The organism is Phaeovibrio sulfidiphilus, from assembly GCF_014861485.1.
Lineage (GTDB): Bacteria > Pseudomonadota > Alphaproteobacteria > Rhodospirillales > Rhodospirillaceae > Phaeovibrio > Phaeovibrio sulfidiphilus.
Map to the genome: position 1 here is coordinate 103,668 of NZ_JACZHT010000006.1, position 15,912 is coordinate 119,579.

Here is a 15,912-nt window from a genome sequence, read left to right on the forward strand (position 1 = left end):
AAAACAACTGGGGAAAAGGGCCCCGCACATGCCGGGACCGGGTGCGGGGTCTCAGGTCGAGGATCCCCGGGAGGGCGTGCGTTTGGTCGAACGGCTTCCCCGTCCGCCGGCCGGGGCTTTCGTCGTGGTCGCGGTCGCGGGGGTGCCGGCCGCAGAGCTGCCGCCGTCCGCCGTCGCCACTTTCGCCCTCAGTGTGCGCCTGGGTTTCGGCGCATCGGCGGGAGCCGCGCACGCGGGCTCGGTCCCCTTCACGCGGGGGGCGGAGCGCGTGGCCTTTTTCGCCTCGGCGGCGAGCTCGCTCATGACCTTGGCCTCGGCCATGACCCAGAAGTCGTTCTCGCGTCCCGGAGGGAACCCTTCCGCCTCGGCCATAAGATAGGCGCACACCTCGATTCTTTTCCGAAGCTCTTCCTTCATCTGGATCAAACTCCTTTCTGCAAGGGCACTTCGGGAGCCCGAAACCGTCTCGCGTGCCACTGTGTTCGAAGCCACGGGACTATAGCACAAAAAAAATTTCGCATGCGAACTTAATCTAATTCCACGAAATCCGAACGGGGGCCAAACCCCGCAGGCGTGAACGTTTTTTTACGGCTGAACGACGAATTTCGACAGGCCCACGGCTTGCCAACGGCCGGGGTTGACCCTATGAAAGAAATGTAAGAGACATCCCCAGCCGCCGAACGTTCGCCGGCTCTCTCCCGAGAGCCGGTTTGTTTTCCCTCTTCGGCAGAGAAAAAAGAAGAAGCCAATGGTCAAACAGGAAACCATCGAAACCGTTCGCGAGGCCACGGAGGCGTACAAGTACGGATTTGTCACCGACATTGAATCCGACATGGCCCCCAAGGGACTGAACGAGGACACCATCCGCTTCATCTCCGCCAAAAAGGAGGAACCGGAGTGGATGCTGGCGTGGCGCCTGAAGGCCTACCGCTACTGGCTGGGCCAGACGGAGCCCACGTGGGCGAACATTTCCCACGCGCCCATTGACTATCAGGACTCCTATTATTATGCGGCGCCGAAAAACCCGGCAGACGGCCCCAAAAGCCTGGACGAGGTCGATCCCCAGCTGATCGAGACCTACAACAAGCTTGGCATCCCCCTGAAAGAGCAGGAAATTCTCGCAGGTGTGGCCATTGACGCGGTGTTCGACAGCGTCTCGGTCGCCACGACCTACAAGAAGCAGCTTGGCGAGCTGGGCATCATCTTCTGTCCGATCTCGGAGGCCATCCGCAATCATCCGGAGCTGGTCCAGAAGTACCTGGGCACCGTTGTTCCCTACACGGACAACTTTTTCGCGGCCCTGAACTGTGCGGTCTTCACCGACGGCTCGTTCGTGTACATCCCCAAGGGACTGAAGTGCCCGATGGAGCTGTCCACCTACTTCCGCATCAACGAGCGCAACACCGGCCAGTTCGAGCGTACCCTGATCATCGCGGACGAGGGCGCCGAGGTGTCCTACCTCGAGGGCTGCACCGCACCCCAGCGCGACGAGAACCAGCTTCACGCCGCGGTGGTGGAACTGGTGGCCCTCAAGGGCTCGCGCATCAAGTACTCCACCGTGCAGAACTGGTACCCGGGCGACGAGAACGGCGTGGGCGGTATCTACAACTTTGTCACCAAGCGCGGGATCTGCAAGGAAAACGCCCACATCTCCTGGTCCCAGGTCGAGACCGGATCGGCCATCACCTGGAAGTACCCCAGCTGCGTGCTCCAGGGGGACGGCTCCTCGGGCGAATTCTACTCGGTGGCCATCACCAACAACGCCCAGCAGGCCGACACGGGCACGAAGATGATCCATATCGGCAAGAACACGACCTCACGCATTGTTTCCAAAGGCATTTCCGCAGGCAAGTCCAACCAGACCTACCGGGGCCTGGTCAAGATGCTTCCGGGAGCGGACGGTGCGCGCAACTACACCCAGTGTGACAGCCTTCTTATCGGCGACCGGTGCGGCGCGCACACGGTGCCCTATATCGAGAACCGGAACCCGGCCGCCTCCATCGAGCACGAGGCGACCACGAGCCGCATCAGCGACGACCAGCTCTTCTACTGTCTGCAGCGGGGCCTGGGGACCGAGGAGGCCATCGCGCTGATCGTCAACGGCTTTTGCAAGGAAGTCCTCCAGACGCTGCCGATGGAATTTGCCGTGGAGGCCCAGAAGCTCGTCAGCGTAAGCCTCGAGGGTTCCGTAGGCTGACACCATTGAGGCGGACGGCCTCGACACGAAATCACCGGCAGCGCAGGCGCCCGGACCGAAACACAGGGATTGATACCGACCATGGCTCTTCTGGAAATCGAAAACCTTCACGCCAGCATTGACGACAAACCCATTCTCAAGGGGCTGACCCTTGCCGTTGAGGCCGGAAAGGTTCACGCGATCATGGGGCCGAACGGATCGGGAAAAAGCACGCTCTCGGCGGTGATCGCCGGTCGCCCGGGGTACCGGATCACGGAAGGGACCATTCGCTACCGGGGCGAGGACATCACCGGCATGGATCCGGAGAAGCGCGCCCAGGCCGGCATTTTCCTGTCGTTCCAGCACCCGGTGGAAATTCCCGGCGTGGCCTTCACCACGTTCCTGAAGAGCGCCATCAACGCCCAGCGGAAGGCCCGCGGCGAGGGCGAGATCGAGATCACCGAGTTTCTGAAGAAGATCAAGCAGGCCGCCCGGGATCTGGAAATCCCCGATGCCATGCTCAAGCGCGCCCTCAACACCGGGTTCTCGGGGGGCGAGAAGAAGCGCGCCGAGGTTCTCCAGATGACCGTGCTCGAGCCGACCCTGATGATCCTGGACGAGCTCGACAGCGGCCTGGACATCGACGCCCTGCGCATTGCGGCCGAGGGTGTGAACCGCCTGCGCTCCCCCGAGCGCGGGTTCCTCTGCATCACCCACTACCAGCGCCTTCTGGACCTGATCGTGCCCGACGTGGTCCACATCCTTGTCGACGGCCGGATCCAGCGCACCGGTGATCCCTCCCTGGCCCTCGAGCTCGAGGAGAGGGGCTATGGGGACTTCATTCCCGCTCAGGCAGGGCAGTAAATCCGATATGACCAGTCCCGCTCATTCCTCCCGTTCCGCCGAGGCGCTGCCACCGTTCCTCTATCCCCTTCCGGCCGATACCGAGCCGGACTGGCTGAAGGATCTGCGGGCCCGTGCCTTTGACATTTACCACGCGCACGGCCTGCCCACCCGCCGTCACGAGGCCTGGCGCTACACGGACCTGTCCTTCCTCGCCGAAACCCCGTTCACGCCCTCGCCCTCCGTGACCCTGGACCGGAACGGCCTCGAGAGCGCGGAGATCCTGTCCTTCAGCGCGCCGCGCATCGTTCTTGTGAACGGGCACTTCTGCGAGCACCTGTCGAACCTGAGCGCTCTGGAGCTGGGCATCAGCATCCAGGGGTTCGATGCCAGCCCGCCGGACTCTGTGCGCTCCGCCCTGGAACGGGGATCCCTGTCCCGGGCTCTGGACACGTTCCCCATGGCGGCCCTCAACACCGCCCTGTTCCAGAGCGGCCTTGTCATCACCGTGGAGCCGGGTGTGGCCATCCGGACCCCGATCCATGTGGTATCCCTCGCGCTCAGCAGCCACGGCCCGCACTTCAGCGTGCCCCGCATTGTGGTCCATCTCCAGAAGGGCGCCTCCCTGTCCCTGGTGGAGAGCCTGGGAAGCCTGGGCGCCGAGCCCACCTTCGCCAACTCGGTAACCAGCGTACTTCTGGACGAGGGTGCGCACCTGTCCACGACCCGCCTTGTGCGGGAGCGTCCGGACAGCAGCCGGATCGAGACCACCCTGGCGGACCTGGGCCCGGACGCCCGCTATGACAACCTGACCCTGGTGTTCGGCGGACGCCTGGTCCGCAACGAGGTCTACGCCACGCTGAACGGCGCGGGAGCCCACGCCGAGGTGCGCGGCATCTACGGCGCCCGGACCGGCGAGCATGTGGACAACACCATTTTTGTCGATCACGTGGCCCCGCAAGCGACCTCCGGACAGCTGTTCAAGGGGGTTCTGGGGGGCACGGGCCGGGCCGTCTTCCAGGGACGGATCAACGTGGGCCGGGGGGCCTCCGGTACCGACGGGCAGCAGCTGCACAAGGCCATGCTCCTGTCCCGGGGGGCCGAGGTGGACATCAAGCCCGAGCTCTACATCTACAATGACGATGTGGCCTGCTCCCACGGCGCCACGGTCGGCGAGCTGGACGAGGATGCCCTCTTCTACCTCCAGAGCCGGGGCCTGACCCGCGAGGTCGCGCGCTCCCTTCTGGTGGAGGCGTTCCTCTCGGACATGCTCGAGGTCGTGTCCCACGCCCCCCTGCGGGAGGCCCTGGAGTCCTCCATCAACACCTGGAAACAGGACGTCCTTTCTGCGGAACACCCATCATGAGCCCGACAGCCTATGACGTGGACGCGGTCCGCGCAGACTTCCCCATCCTGTCCCAAAGCTGGAACGGCCGGCCCCTGGTGTTCCTGGATACGGGCGCCTCGGCCCAGAAGCCGAGGGCCGTCATTGATGCCATGACCCGGATGATGGAAAACGACTACGCCAACGTCCACCGGGGTTCCTACTGGCTGTCCGAGCGTTCCACCGCGGTCTACGAGGGGGCGCGGGACACGGTCGCGCGCTTCCTGAACGCGGCTTCCAGCGACGAGATCGTGTTCACCCTGAACGGGACCGACGCCATCAACCTGGTGGCCAACACCTGGGGGCGCACCAACGTGGGTCCGGACAGGGCGATCCTCATCAGCGAGATGGAGCATCACGCCAACATTGTGCCCTGGCAGATGCTCCGGGACGCGACCGGGGCCCGCCTTCTGGTCTGCCCGATCCTGGACGACGGCAGCCTCGACATGGAGGCCTATGCCCGACTGCTTCAGGACAACCCGGTGGCCCTGGTGGCCATCACCCAGACCTCGAATGTGCTGGGAACCGTCACCCCGGCGGCCGAGATCGTCCGCCTGGCCCACGAGGCCGGTGCCCGGGTTCTTCTGGACGGGTGCCAGGGCATTGTCCACGGCCCGGTTGATCTCCAGGCTCTGGACGTGGATTTCTACGTGTTCTCGGCCCACAAGCTGTACGGCCCCACGGGACTCGGCGTGCTCTTTGGCAAGTCCGAGCTGCTGGAGGCCATGCCTCCCTGGCGGGGCGGTGGCGACATGATCGAGACCGTGACCTTCGAGCACACCACCTGGGCCCGCCCCCCTGCCCGCTTCGAGGCCGGAACGCCGGCCATTGTCGAGGCCGCCGGGCTGACCGCCGCCATCGAGTACATCAACGCCCTGGGACCGGACGCGATCCGGGCCCACGAGAGCGCCCTTCTGGCCTACGCCACCGAGGCCCTGGGCGAGATCGAGGGGCTTGTGCTGTATGGCCGGGCCCCGGAGAAGTCGGCGGTGCTGTCCTTCACCATCGACGGCATTCATGCCCACGATCTGGGCATGCTGCTGGGCGAGAGCGGAGTGTGTGTCCGCGTGGGACACCACTGCGCCATGCCCCTTCTCAAGCGTCTGGGCGTGACAGCCACCACCCGGGCGTCCCTCGGCTGCTACACGAACACCGCCGACATCGACGCCCTTGTTGTGGCGCTGAAAAAGGCCCGGTCGCTTCTGCTCTAGGATCCGGACGGACGCCGCTCACGGCACCGGTCCACCTCCGGTCCTGCTGCCCCACTTCGGGGCCGCCCCTCTCCCTCGGGTCCGGGGCGACCTCACGCCCTCACCCCCGCGTGCAACGATTTCTCCTGTCTGAAGGGAAGTTCCCGACCATGATGCCGCCGTATCCCTCCATGACCATGTCCCTTACCGGGCCTCACGAAGACGCCGAGGTCGCCCGGGCGGGGAAGCCCCTCGAGGACGGACAGACGCCCGCCAGCGTGGACGCCGTCGCCGAGGCCCTGCACAACGTCTATGACCCGGAAATCCCGGTGAACGTCTACGACCTCGGCCTGATCTACAGCGTGGATATCGACGACCACGGATCGTGCGCCATTGTCATGACCCTCACCGCTCCCGGCTGCCCCGTGGCCGAAATCCTTCCCAACGAGGTCGCCCAGAGAGCCGCCTCGGTGGAGGGTATCGGCGAGGTGGTGGTGACCCTCACCTGGGATCCGCCCTGGACGCCGGAGCGCATGAGCGACGTCGCCCGCGCGGCCCTGGATTTCTTCTGAGGCCCGGACACCACCACCGGCCCGGCCCGGCTTTTCCGGTCGGACCGCTGCCCTGACGTTTCACCCGTCTCCGGAAACGGAGACGGCTATCAACTGGAAACCACGCGGCTGGCGCCGGCATTCCCGTCCCGTGATGATCCGGGATGGCCGCCTGTCGGGAGTGTCGCATCGACACCGGGTGCGTTAAGATGCACGGCGACAAGATGCACGGCGTTTGCGCCACCGGCCGCTCCCACAGACAACCAAGGAATTCAGAATGTCCTGCCCGCTGAAAATCGGCTTCACCCTCTACGAGGGCCAGGACAGCGCCCTTGCCGCCCGGCTCGAGACAATCGCCGGGTTTGGTGCCGATCTGGCCGAACTCTCCATGGCGCCGCTCAACACCGTGATCGGTGGGCGGGTCAACACCCCGCGCCTGAAAAGCCTTGTGCCGGTTGTCAGCGGGTTTCCCGGGATGTTGACCCTGCACGCCCCCCTGTCCCTGTCCATGATGGATCCCGACCATATCGAGGCCCAGTCCATCGCCGCCCTGTCCTGCCTGGACGTCTGCGCCACCCTGGGGGCAAAGCTCCTGGTCGTGCACCCGGGCTGGATCAGCACCGCCCGCTTCGAGAGGGAACGCAGCGACCTGATGGCTATCGAGCGCGACGGCCTCGAGTGGCTGGCCCGTCAGGCCGCCAGCCGCGGTGTCACGGTGTGCCTCGAGAACATGCCGGTGACCCGGGAGGTGACCGCCGGGGACATCACCACCTATGGCCTGGATCCGGTCGCGGTCGCAGCCCAGGTCGAGGCAGTGAACCATCCGAACCTCAGGGCGGTGATTGACTTCTCCCACGCCTACCTTGCCTCGCGCCACTTCGGCTGGGATCTGGCGGAGCGCGTGTCCGTCCTGGCGCCGCTCGCCCGCCACCTTCACCTTCATGACAGCTTCGGGCGGCCTCCCACCCACTGGGAGAACCTCTTTCCCGGCGATGACGTGATCTTCGGAGAGGGAGACCTGCACCTGCCCCTGGGCTGGGGGGATCTGCCCTTCGAGACGGTGATGGGAAGCCTGACCTTTTCCGGGGCCCCGAGCGCGACCCTCGAGATCGGCATGGGATGGCACGAGGACAGCGCCATGCGGGACTCCCTGTCCCGGGCCCGCGCATATCTGCAGCAGGCCCGCATCGCACGCTAGCCACCGGTGAACGGAACGGGCGGCATATCCGCCGTGCCCCCCGTTGAGGCGGGAAGCGGCGGCCGAACGCCCCCCTGCGCGGCCCGCGAATGGTGCAGGACCAGTCCCCCCCACACCCGCCCGGACCCGGACGCACCCCATTTTCCGGAAAACAGCACCCGGCCGCCGGTCTTTCCTTGATCCGGATGCATGGCCTGTGCTTTCGTCCGTGTTCCGGTCCCCCACCTCAGACCAAGGGCGTTGCAGTCATGAGCGATCCGAAGAAAACCCTCTGGGTTGTCACCACCGGCGAAGCCGGAAACATCTCCCAGGCCCTGGGCCTTGCCAACGCGTTGGGGATCCCCTTCCAGTCCCGGACCGGGACCGTCGCCCGCCCCTGGTCCTGGCTGCCCGCCAGCATCGCCGGGAGGGCGGGTCTCTCCCGGCTGCTCGCGCCGGGGAGCGATGCGTTCGAGCCCCCCTGGCCGGATGTGGTCATTGCCTGCGGTCGCCGCGCGGCCATGCTGTCCCTTGCCATCCGCCGCGAGGCCACGCGAACCGGTAGCGCCGCGCCGTACCTGGTCCAGATCCTGAACCCCGGGGTCAGCCCGGCGAACTTCGATCTTGTTCTGGCGCCCGATCACGACAATCTCCGCGGCCCGAACGTGCTGACCTCCCTTGGCGCCATGCACCGCCTGACCCGGGCCACGCTTGAGGAGGGAGCCGCCGCATTCCGCGAGCCCTTCTCCGCCCTGCCCCGCCCCCTTGTGGCGGTCCTGATCGGGGGCACGAGCGGTGCGTACCGGTTTGGCATCCAGGACGCCCGCAGGGTCGCCCTTCAGCTGGAGGACGTGGCCCGGGACGGAACCGTGGGCCTGGTGGTGACCACGTCCCGCAGGACCGGGGAGGACCAGCGCAACCTCATGGAAAAGGCTCTGCGTCACCTGCCGAATGTCTGGTTCTGGAAAGGGGATGGCCCCAACCCGTATATGGGCATGCTGGGCCTTGCGGACGCGGTCATGGTGACCGAGGAAAGCGTGTCGATGATTTCCGAGGCCTGCTTCACCGGAAAGCCCGTCTACACCCTGGGCCTCAATGGGGGCTCGGTCCGCTTCACGCGCTTCCACGCCCGCATGGAGGAGGAGGGCTATACCCGCCCGTTCCGGGGCGCCCTCAAGCTCTGGGCCCCGCCGAAGCCTCTGGACGAGGCACAGCGTCTGGCCGGCGTCATCCGGGAGAAGCTGGGGATCGGGGGCAACACTGCCCCCGGCTGATCCGGGCGCCGCAGCGCCCGACCTGTCGTGTCTGTCGTGTGAGGCCAAACCGGTCCCGGCCCCACAGCGTGGCGGCTCCGGCAGGGCGGAATTCCCGGAACACCCCGGGGATCCCGCAGCCGGGATCAGGGACCGTCAGGGCGTCAGTTGCTGACGCCGCAGGCCTCGTTGATCTTCGAGAGCGCCGCCGAGACCCCGCGCAGGGAGTAGGTGTCCTTGGTGGCCGTGCCCCGGGACGACGTTCCGCGCACCACCATGGCGTTGCCCTTGCGCATGGCCTGGACAATCCGCTTGTCCATGTCGTTGGGCGCCCAGGCGCTCTCGCCCTCGGTAAACAGCTCGAAACCGGTCTGGTCGACCGAAAGCTGAACCGGCGAGCCGGGCCGGTACGCATAGCCCGCGTAGATCGTGACCACGTAGTACTGCTTGTCCGCCGGTCGGTGGGTCACCAGGGCGTAGATGTCGCCGCGACGGGTGTAGTTGCCCTCGTCCTTCGTGGGAGAGGAGGCGATATAGCAGACCTTCTGATTGTTCTCCATCATCAGGAAGGCCGTCCAGTTGTTGTAGACTCCCAGCGTGGAAATCTGCTGGGCTCCCGCCTCGTGCGGCGCCAGCCCCGCGCCTCCGGCCAGGACACCCGCCAGAACACAGGCGGCCGTTTTCAGACTCCTCATGATGATCGCATCTCCATTCAGTTCGCGGATGGTCGGCGTTGCGGAAGAGTGTCAGGAAACAGGGTTGGGGCTGTTTCGTCAATCCTCCGAAAGAAAATTATTTGCAACCGGTAATCCGGACAGGACCGGCCGGGGCCCGGGAGCTCCCGGACAGCCGAGTTCCGGTCCGGCGCGTCCCCTGACACGGATCCGGGCCGCCCCGATACGACCCTGAAGACCCGTACCCCCGGGCGGGGGGTGGACCGGGTCCGGCTCAGTCCCGGGAGCGGGCCTCCGCCACCTCGTCCAGAGGAGCCGGCGCAGTGAACTGGGCCATTCTCTGGGCCTCGGTGGTGCGGAATGCAGCCTTTCCGTGGACGTGCGGCTTCAGGGCTTCCGTGGGGCCGCCCTCGCGAACCGGACGGTCGGCAAAGCGGCCCAGCGTCAGAAGACGGTCATACAGAACCAGAGCCCCGGCCATTCCCAGATTGAGAGAAAACCGTACCGGAATGCGGATCACGTAGTCACAGCGCTCCAGCATGGGCTCCGAGAGCCCCACCCGCTCCGCCCCCAGGACATAGGCCGCCTGGAGGGGATGGCGGAAGGACGGAAGGTCGATGGCGTCCTCGGTCAGCTCGATGCCCACCACCCGGCAGCCCTTCGGCAGCACGAGGTCGCTGACCTCGGGAAACCGGTAGAAGGGAAGAGAGGCAATGGCGTCCGACGTGTCGACCTTGCCTCCCTCCTCGCGGGCGTAGCTGGTGCGGATGGCGAAGACAAAGGAGGCCCCGAACGCGTGCGCCGTGCGGAACACGTTCCCCATGTTGTAGGGCTTGGAGACCCCCTCAATGCCAATGCCGAAGTAGCCGCGCGATATCATCCCGGTCCCCGTCACTCCGCAAAGACGCGCTCGAAGATCACGTCGACGTTGCGGGTGTGGACATTCAGGTCGAACAGGGATTCCAGAGCCGCATCATCCAGGAACGCGCGGACCTCCGCGTCACCCTTCAGGCGCTCAAGCAGGGTGCCGCCGTTCTCGAACACCTCCATGGCGTTGCGCTGGACAAGGCGGTAGGCGTCCTCGCGGGACACGCCGGCCTGGGTCAGGGCCAGAAGCACCCGCTGGGAGAAGACCATGCCGCCGGTCATGTTCAGGTTCCGCTCCACGTTCTTCGTGTTGACCGCCAGGTTTTTCATGACCGTGGTCAGGCGGGCCAGCGCGAAGTCCAGGGTGACGGTGGCGTCGGGGCCGATCATGCGCTCGACCGACGAGTGGGAGATGTCGCGCTCGTGCCACAGGGCCACGTTCTCCATGGCCGGGAAGGCGTAGGCGCGGACCATGCGCGCAAGGCCGGTCAGGTTTTCCGTCAGCACCGGGTTGCGCTTGTGCGGCATGGCCGACGAGCCCTTCTGCCCCTTGGAGAAGGCTTCCTCCGCCTCGCCGACCTCGGTGCGCTGCATGTGGCGGACCTCGGTGGCGGCCCGCTCGATGGAGCTGGCAATCACACCCAGAACCGCGAAGTAGTACGCATGCCGGTCGCGGGGAATGACCTGGGTGGAGAGGGGCTCCACCCGCAGGCCCATCTTGTCGGCAACCCAGGCCTCGACGAAGGGATCAATGTTGGCAAAGGTGCCCACCGCCCCGGAAATGGCGCAGGTGCCGATGTCCTGGCGGGCGGCCAGAAGACGCTCGCGCGCCCGGCGGAACTCCGCATAGAAGCCGGCAAACTTCAGGCCCAGGGTCACGGGCTCCGCGTGAATGCCGTGGGAGCGACCGACCGTAACGGTCATGCGGTGCTCGAACGCGCGCTCCTTCAGGGCCTCGAGCAGGGCATCCAGATCCTCGAGGAGGATATCCGCCGCCTGGACCATCTGCACGGCAAGGCAGGTGTCCAGGACGTCCGAGCTGGTCATGCCCTGGTGGACGAAGCGGGCATCCTCGCCGATGTGCTCGGCCAGTTCGGTCAGGAACGCGATCACGTCGTGCTTGACCACGGCCTCGATCTCGTCGATGCGGGCGATCCGCTCCGCCGTGTAGGGAATGTTGCCCCGCTCGCGGATGGTCCGCGCCGCCGACGCCGGAATGACGCCAAGCTCCGCCTGGGCGTCGCAGGCGTGCGCCTCGATCTCGAACCAGATGCGAAAGCGGTTCTCGGGCGACCAGATGGAGGCCATCTTCTCTCGGGAGTAGCGGGGGATCATTGTGGGGGAGACTCCAGACTGTCACAAAAGCGGACGAACAAACAAAACCGGTGCCGGAACGGCACAAGGGGCCGTCATCCGGGGGCACCGGACCGACCATACGGCTGCATCTTTACCGTCCGGGACGAAAAAGGCAAGGCGCCAGAGGAAAAAGGCCCTCCGGCGCGGGGCCGGAGAGCCATTTTTGGACTGAAAACCCGAGCGGGGCCCGGATCAGAGACCGGCGCCCCCGGTCGCCGTGTCGCAGGCGTTCTCCCGGGAGCAGGGACCGAAGCCCTTGGAGGGCATCCCCCTGGCCATGGAATCCAGCCGGTCGAGCGTCTTGTCCAGGGCCGCCATGGTGGTGGCCATGTCGGGTGTGTCGTCCTTGAGCCAGATCCGCATCACGTGCAGGTAGGCGGCCTCAAGCGCCTTGATGCGCAGCAGGCCGCGCGCACCCACCACGTCCACGCCCGCGGCCTCCAGGGTCACGTTCATGGAGCGCATCAGCGAGCGGCCAAAGGCCCCCGCCAGGGACAGGTCCCGTCCAAAGGACGGCACGAGAGCCCTCAGGGCCTCCTTGTTGGGGGCCAAGGCATCAAAGCGCCGCATCAGAAGATCAAACAGGCGGTCACGGATGGTCTCCCGGGGGTCCAGGACAATGTCGTCCGTGAGCATGGCGTTGTCCACCAGACGCATCCACGTGGTGATCAGCTTCGCCCGGGCCGGATAGTGCCGCAGAACCGATGCAAGAGACACGCCGGCCTCCTCGGCCACGGCGGAAAACGTCAGCCGTCTCCATCCGGACAGGGCGGCAACACGCAGGGCCGCCTCCAAAATCACGTGATCTCCCGTCGTTTCTTTGCTGTGAGCTTTATGAGCCATTGTCGTTCGTCCCGTACACTGGGCGCGATCGGCCCGCGCCCTTCAAGGTGATTCTCGGTTTAGATATAGCGCGGAAAATCTGGCAAAAAAAGGGCGCACGCGCCAAAATGCGCGGCACACGGGTTGTCCGGGGCCTCGGCCCCGGCACTGGGGGCGCCATCGGAGCTCCGGACTGGACCGGCCCGGGCCCGGCAGGAAACCGCCTTTGGCGACAGGAGACGCCCGGGATCCGGAGCGTTTTGCGACTTATTTTCGTAGTAAACACCCTGTGCGCGTGTCAAAGTGAGGTGCTCACCGACCGGACCGGGGCCCGCGCACCGGTCGCCCCCGTCCCCAACCCGTCGTCCGCACTGCGGCGTGCTTGTCGCGCCGGCCGCAGACGGGTTACGCTCTCCCGACTGTTCTGTCCAACACCCCGGAGGCCCTGCATGATCCTGCGGTCAACCGCTTTTCCCGATCTCTCGATGTGTGTGGCGCTGGCCCACGAACTGGCCGAGATCTCGGCGGGCATTATCCGCCCCCTCTTTCGCAGTCCCGCACTGAACGTGGACGACAAGGCCGACCTGACCCCCGTCACCGCCGCAGACCGGGATTCCGAGGCCGCCATGCGCGAGCGCATCCGGGAGGTCTTTCCGGATCACGGCGTCATCGGCGAGGAGTTCCCCGCCGAAAATCCGGATGCGGAATTCGTCTGGGTTCTGGATCCGGTGGACGGCACCGGCGCGCTGGTCTCGGGGCTGCCCACCTTCGGAACCCTGATCGGCCTGTGCCACCGGGGCACGCCGGTTCTTGGCCTCATCAACCAGCCCATCTCCGACGAGCGCTGGATCGGACTGACCGGGGAGCAGACCCTGTTCAACGGCGAGCGGGCGAAGGTCCGGGCTGTGCGCTCCCTCGACCAGGCCACGATCTTCACCACGGCCCTCGACTGTTTTGCCAGCGACTCCGACCGGAGCGCCTTCGAGCGGCTGGCCGGAAAAACACGCCTGCGCCGGTTCGGGTGCGACTGCTATGCCTATGGTCTGCTGGCCCTGGGCTGGTGCGACCTGGTGTGCGAGACCGGGCTGAAGGTCCACGATTTCACGGCCCTGGTTCCGGTGATCACCGGCGCCGGGGGGCGGATGACCGGCTGGGACAACCGGCCCCTTGACCTGTCGTCGGACGGGCGGGTTCTGGCCAGCACCGGGGAGCCCCTCCATCGGGAAGCCCTGGAGATCCTGACCGGGACGAAAGGCGCCACGCCATCGTGACCCGCACGACCCGGGGCCCAGGCGGGCCTTGCCGGCCCATCCCCGGGCCGGGCCTGCTGTCCGTCTGCCCTCCATCCGTTACACCCGGGAGCTCGCTCCTCCCGGTTTTCCCGCTGTGACCCGGGGCAGGTATCGCCCTGCTCCCCCGGACCTGTTCCCGGGCCCCTGTGCCCGCGCGCATCTTGCACCGTTCCCCCTTTTCCACCCGGCCCACCGGAAGACATCCTCAGAAAGACAGTCCCATGCGCATTCCGTTTCTGTCCCGCCTGCTTGTCCTTCTCCTTCTCCTTCCGGCGGCGCCCGGCCTTGCGGCCACCGGCAGCCCGGCTCCGGTCCATGCGATCTCCATGCACGGCGCGCCCAAATATCCCCCCGGGTTCACCAGCTTTGACTACGTCAATCCGGATGCTCCCCAAGGCGGCACCGTGCGCCTGGGAACCAACGGGGCCTTCGACACCCTGAACCCCTACACCATTCGCGGACTGGCAGCGGCCTCCCTGGCCCTGACCTATGACACGCTTCTGGAGAAATCCGCAGACGAGCCGTTCACGGGCTACGGCCTGCTGGCCGAGAGCATCCAGCTTCCGGAGGACCGATCGGAGGTGACGTTCACGCTCCGCCCCGAGGCCACCTGGTCCGACGGCACCCCCGTGAGCGCCGAGGACGTGGCGTTCTCGCTGGAGACCCTGCGCACAAAGGGCCTGCCGTTCTACAACGCCTACTACGGCGATGTGGCCTCAGTGGAGGTTCTGGGCCCCAGGACGGTGCGGTTTGTCTTTCGCCACAGCAACAACCGGGAACTGCCCCTGATTATCGGACAGATGCCGATTCTCCCCAAACACTACTGGGAAAGCCGGGACTTCGAGGCCGTGACCCTGGAGATCCCCGTCCACTCCGGGCCCTACGCCATCGAGACCTTCGAGCCCGGGCGCTCCATCACCTACCGCCGCCGTGCGGACTACTGGGGCAACGGCCTGCCGGTGATGCGGGGCCGCTACAATTTCGAGCGCATCGAGTTCACCTCCTACCGGGATGCCACCGTGATGCTGGAGGCCTTCAAGGCCGGAGCCTTCGACTTCCGGCTGGAGTACGTGGCCCGGCAGTGGGCCACCGGCTACCAGAGCCCCGCCCTGAACGAGGGGCGCATCATTCTCGAGCGCATCCCGAACCACCGGGTGTCCGGCATGCAGGGCTTCGTGTTCAACCTGCGCAATCCTTTGTTCAAGGATCCGGCCGTGCGCGAGGCGCTGGCCTACACCTTCGATTTCGAGTGGACGAACAAGACCCTTTTCTTCAACGAGTACAAGCGCCTGCGCAGCTACTTTGACAACTCGGAGCTTGCGGCCACCGGCCTGCCCTCCCCGGCGGAGATGGAGGTTCTCGCCCCCCTTCGCACACAGATTCCCGAGCGCGTGTTCACCGAGAGCTACCAGCCGCCCTCGGTTGACCCCGAGGCCGGAGGCATGCGGGCAAACCTCGGGAAGGCCATGGAGCTCCTGAAGTCGGCGGGATGGACCGTGCGTGACGGCGCCCTGCGCAATTCGGAGGGCACTCCCTTCACGTTCGAGATCCTCCTGGTCCAGCCCGAGTTCGACCGGATCGTGGTCCCCATGACCCGCAACATGGAGCGCCTGGGAATCAAGGCCACCATCCGGGTGGTGGACTCGGCCCAGTACGTGGAGCGGGTCCAGAAGTTCGACTACGACATGATGGTGACCAGCTGGGGCCAGTCCAACAGCCCCGGCAACGAGCAGCGGAACTACTGGTCCTGCCAGGCGGCCAGCACACCGGGCAGCAGCAATGAGGCCGGCCTGTGCTCGCCGGCGGTGGACACCCTGATCGAGGGCCTGATCGGGGCCTCCACCCGCGAGGATCTGGTTGCCCGCACCCGGGCCCTGGACCGGGTTCTGCAGTGGTCGTTTCTGGTGATTCCCCAGTACTACGTCCCCGCAGACCGCGTCGCCTACTGGAATATCTTCGGCCGACCGGAGATCACGCCCGAGGACGGCGTGCAGTTTTTCACCTGGTGGATCGACCCCGCAAAGGCAGCGGCACTCGGCCGGCGGGGCTCTGAAAAATAAGGATGAAAAATCGTCGGCAGACGTGGGAAACACCGCTTGACAGACCCCCGCCATGTGGCATAGAACCCTCTCCACACACGGACGGCCCGGACGACGAAACGTCTCACACCGGGTCCGGACGGGCGCGTAGCTCAGCGGGAGAGCACTGCCTTCACACGGCAGGGGTCACAGGTTCAATCCCTGTCGCGCCCACCAGTTTGCACACGGAAACGGGAGCCTCGGGCTCCCGTTTTTCGTTGGCGGTCCGGCACGTCCGGACGATCCCCG

14 protein-coding genes and 1 tRNA gene are annotated in these 15,912 nt (G+C 66.1%); 10 read left to right on the forward strand and 5 right to left on the reverse strand.

The annotated features are described in order from the left end of the window. Nucleotides 1-51 precede the first annotated feature (51 nt). The gene (locus IHV25_RS08480) at nt 52-417 is read right to left on the reverse strand and encodes a DUF2934 domain-containing protein (RefSeq protein WP_192534687.1); all 366 of its coding nucleotides are present in this window, start codon (nt 415-417) and stop codon (nt 52-54) included. Between the two features lie 331 nt (nt 418-748). Between IHV25_RS08480 and sufB the strand changes: the two genes are divergently transcribed. From sufB to IHV25_RS08515, 7 genes are all read left to right on the forward strand, one after another. After that, nucleotides 749-2,197, forward strand: a complete 1,449-nt coding sequence (sufB, locus tag IHV25_RS08485; protein ID WP_192534688.1) for a Fe-S cluster assembly protein SufB — start codon at nt 749-751, stop codon at nt 2,195-2,197. Nucleotides 2,198-2,278: 81 nt separating this feature from the next. Next, nucleotides 2,279-3,040 (forward strand): Fe-S cluster assembly ATPase SufC, encoded by a 762-nt coding sequence (gene sufC / locus IHV25_RS08490; RefSeq protein WP_192534689.1) that lies wholly within the window; start codon nt 2,279-2,281, stop codon nt 3,038-3,040. A 7-nt stretch (nt 3,041-3,047) separates the two neighbouring features. Further along, on the forward strand, nt 3,048-4,385 hold the full coding sequence (gene sufD, locus IHV25_RS08495) for a Fe-S cluster assembly protein SufD (RefSeq protein WP_192534690.1): 1,338 nt from the start codon (nt 3,048-3,050) through the stop codon (nt 4,383-4,385). Continuing rightward, a complete protein-coding gene (locus IHV25_RS08500) occupies nt 4,382-5,614 on the forward strand; it encodes an aminotransferase class V-fold PLP-dependent enzyme (RefSeq protein ID WP_192534691.1) in 1,233 nt (410 codons plus the stop codon). The genes sufD and IHV25_RS08500 overlap by 4 nt, the downstream gene beginning before the upstream one ends. Nucleotides 5,615-5,763: 149 nt before the next feature. After that, entirely contained in the window at nt 5,764-6,165 is a 402-nt protein-coding gene (locus tag IHV25_RS08505) for a DUF59 domain-containing protein (protein WP_192534692.1), read from the forward strand. Nucleotides 6,166-6,421: 256 nt separating this feature from the next. Next, on the forward strand, nt 6,422-7,342 hold the full coding sequence (locus tag IHV25_RS08510; RefSeq protein ID WP_192534693.1) for a sugar phosphate isomerase/epimerase family protein: 921 nt from the start codon (nt 6,422-6,424) through the stop codon (nt 7,340-7,342). A gap of 248 nt (nt 7,343-7,590) precedes the next feature. Continuing rightward, nucleotides 7,591-8,595, forward strand: coding sequence for a mitochondrial fission ELM1 family protein (locus tag IHV25_RS08515; protein WP_192534694.1), 1,005 nt, complete (start codon nt 7,591-7,593; stop codon nt 8,593-8,595). Between the two features lie 143 nt (nt 8,596-8,738). Here the strand turns inward: IHV25_RS08515 and IHV25_RS08520 are convergent, their stop codons facing one another. The 4 genes from IHV25_RS08520 to IHV25_RS08535 form a co-directional block, all read right to left on the reverse strand. After that, entirely contained in the window at nt 8,739-9,269 is a 531-nt protein-coding gene (locus IHV25_RS08520) for an invasion associated locus B family protein (RefSeq protein ID WP_192534695.1), read from the reverse strand. A gap of 253 nt (nt 9,270-9,522) precedes the next feature. After that, the gene (locus tag IHV25_RS08525) at nt 9,523-10,128 is read right to left on the reverse strand and encodes an RNA methyltransferase (protein WP_192534696.1); all 606 of its coding nucleotides are present in this window, start codon (nt 10,126-10,128) and stop codon (nt 9,523-9,525) included. 11 nt (nt 10,129-10,139) lie between these two features. After that, the gene (purB, locus tag IHV25_RS08530) at nt 10,140-11,450 is read right to left on the reverse strand and encodes an adenylosuccinate lyase (RefSeq protein WP_192534697.1); all 1,311 of its coding nucleotides are present in this window, start codon (nt 11,448-11,450) and stop codon (nt 10,140-10,142) included. 213 nt (nt 11,451-11,663) lie between these two features. Then, nucleotides 11,664-12,314, reverse strand: a complete 651-nt coding sequence (locus tag IHV25_RS08535; protein ID WP_192534698.1) for a TetR/AcrR family transcriptional regulator — start codon at nt 12,312-12,314, stop codon at nt 11,664-11,666. A gap of 428 nt (nt 12,315-12,742) precedes the next feature. On the opposite strand from IHV25_RS08535, the gene hisN reads away from it, so the two are divergent. The 3 genes from hisN (at nt 12,743) to IHV25_RS08550 (ending at nt 15,840) form a co-directional block, all read left to right on the forward strand. Continuing rightward, a complete protein-coding gene (hisN, locus tag IHV25_RS08540) occupies nt 12,743-13,564 on the forward strand; it encodes a histidinol-phosphatase (protein ID WP_192534699.1) in 822 nt (273 codons plus the stop codon). A gap of 242 nt (nt 13,565-13,806) precedes the next feature. Continuing rightward, entirely contained in the window at nt 13,807-15,645 is a 1,839-nt protein-coding gene (locus IHV25_RS08545) for an extracellular solute-binding protein (protein WP_192534700.1), read from the forward strand. Nucleotides 15,646-15,765: 120 nt separating this feature from the next. Then, nucleotides 15,766-15,840 (forward strand) — tRNA-Val (locus tag IHV25_RS08550). Nucleotides 15,841-15,912 lie beyond the last annotated feature (72 nt).

Coding starts and splice junctions, on each gene's coding strand:
- IHV25_RS08480 (WP_192534687.1), bottom strand. CDS start 417: ATGAAGGAAGAGCTTCGGAAAAGAATCGAGGTGTGCGCCTATCTTATG.
- sufB (WP_192534688.1), top strand. CDS start 749: ATGGTCAAACAGGAAACCATCGAAACCGTTCGCGAGGCCACGGAGGCG.
- sufC (WP_192534689.1), top strand. CDS start 2,279: ATGGCTCTTCTGGAAATCGAAAACCTTCACGCCAGCATTGACGACAAA.
- sufD (WP_192534690.1), top strand. CDS start 3,048: ATGACCAGTCCCGCTCATTCCTCCCGTTCCGCCGAGGCGCTGCCACCG.
- IHV25_RS08500 (WP_192534691.1), top strand. CDS start 4,382: ATGAGCCCGACAGCCTATGACGTGGACGCGGTCCGCGCAGACTTCCCC.
- IHV25_RS08505 (WP_192534692.1), top strand. CDS start 5,764: ATGATGCCGCCGTATCCCTCCATGACCATGTCCCTTACCGGGCCTCAC.
- IHV25_RS08510 (WP_192534693.1), top strand. CDS start 6,422: ATGTCCTGCCCGCTGAAAATCGGCTTCACCCTCTACGAGGGCCAGGAC.
- IHV25_RS08515 (WP_192534694.1), top strand. CDS start 7,591: ATGAGCGATCCGAAGAAAACCCTCTGGGTTGTCACCACCGGCGAAGCC.
- IHV25_RS08520 (WP_192534695.1), bottom strand. CDS start 9,269: ATGAGGAGTCTGAAAACGGCCGCCTGTGTTCTGGCGGGTGTCCTGGCC.
- IHV25_RS08525 (WP_192534696.1), bottom strand. CDS start 10,128: ATGATATCGCGCGGCTACTTCGGCATTGGCATTGAGGGGGTCTCCAAG.
- purB (WP_192534697.1), bottom strand. CDS start 11,450: ATGATCCCCCGCTACTCCCGAGAGAAGATGGCCTCCATCTGGTCGCCC.
- IHV25_RS08535 (WP_192534698.1), bottom strand. CDS start 12,314: ATGGCTCATAAAGCTCACAGCAAAGAAACGACGGGAGATCACGTGATT.
- hisN (WP_192534699.1), top strand. CDS start 12,743: ATGATCCTGCGGTCAACCGCTTTTCCCGATCTCTCGATGTGTGTGGCG.
- IHV25_RS08545 (WP_192534700.1), top strand. CDS start 13,807: ATGCGCATTCCGTTTCTGTCCCGCCTGCTTGTCCTTCTCCTTCTCCTT.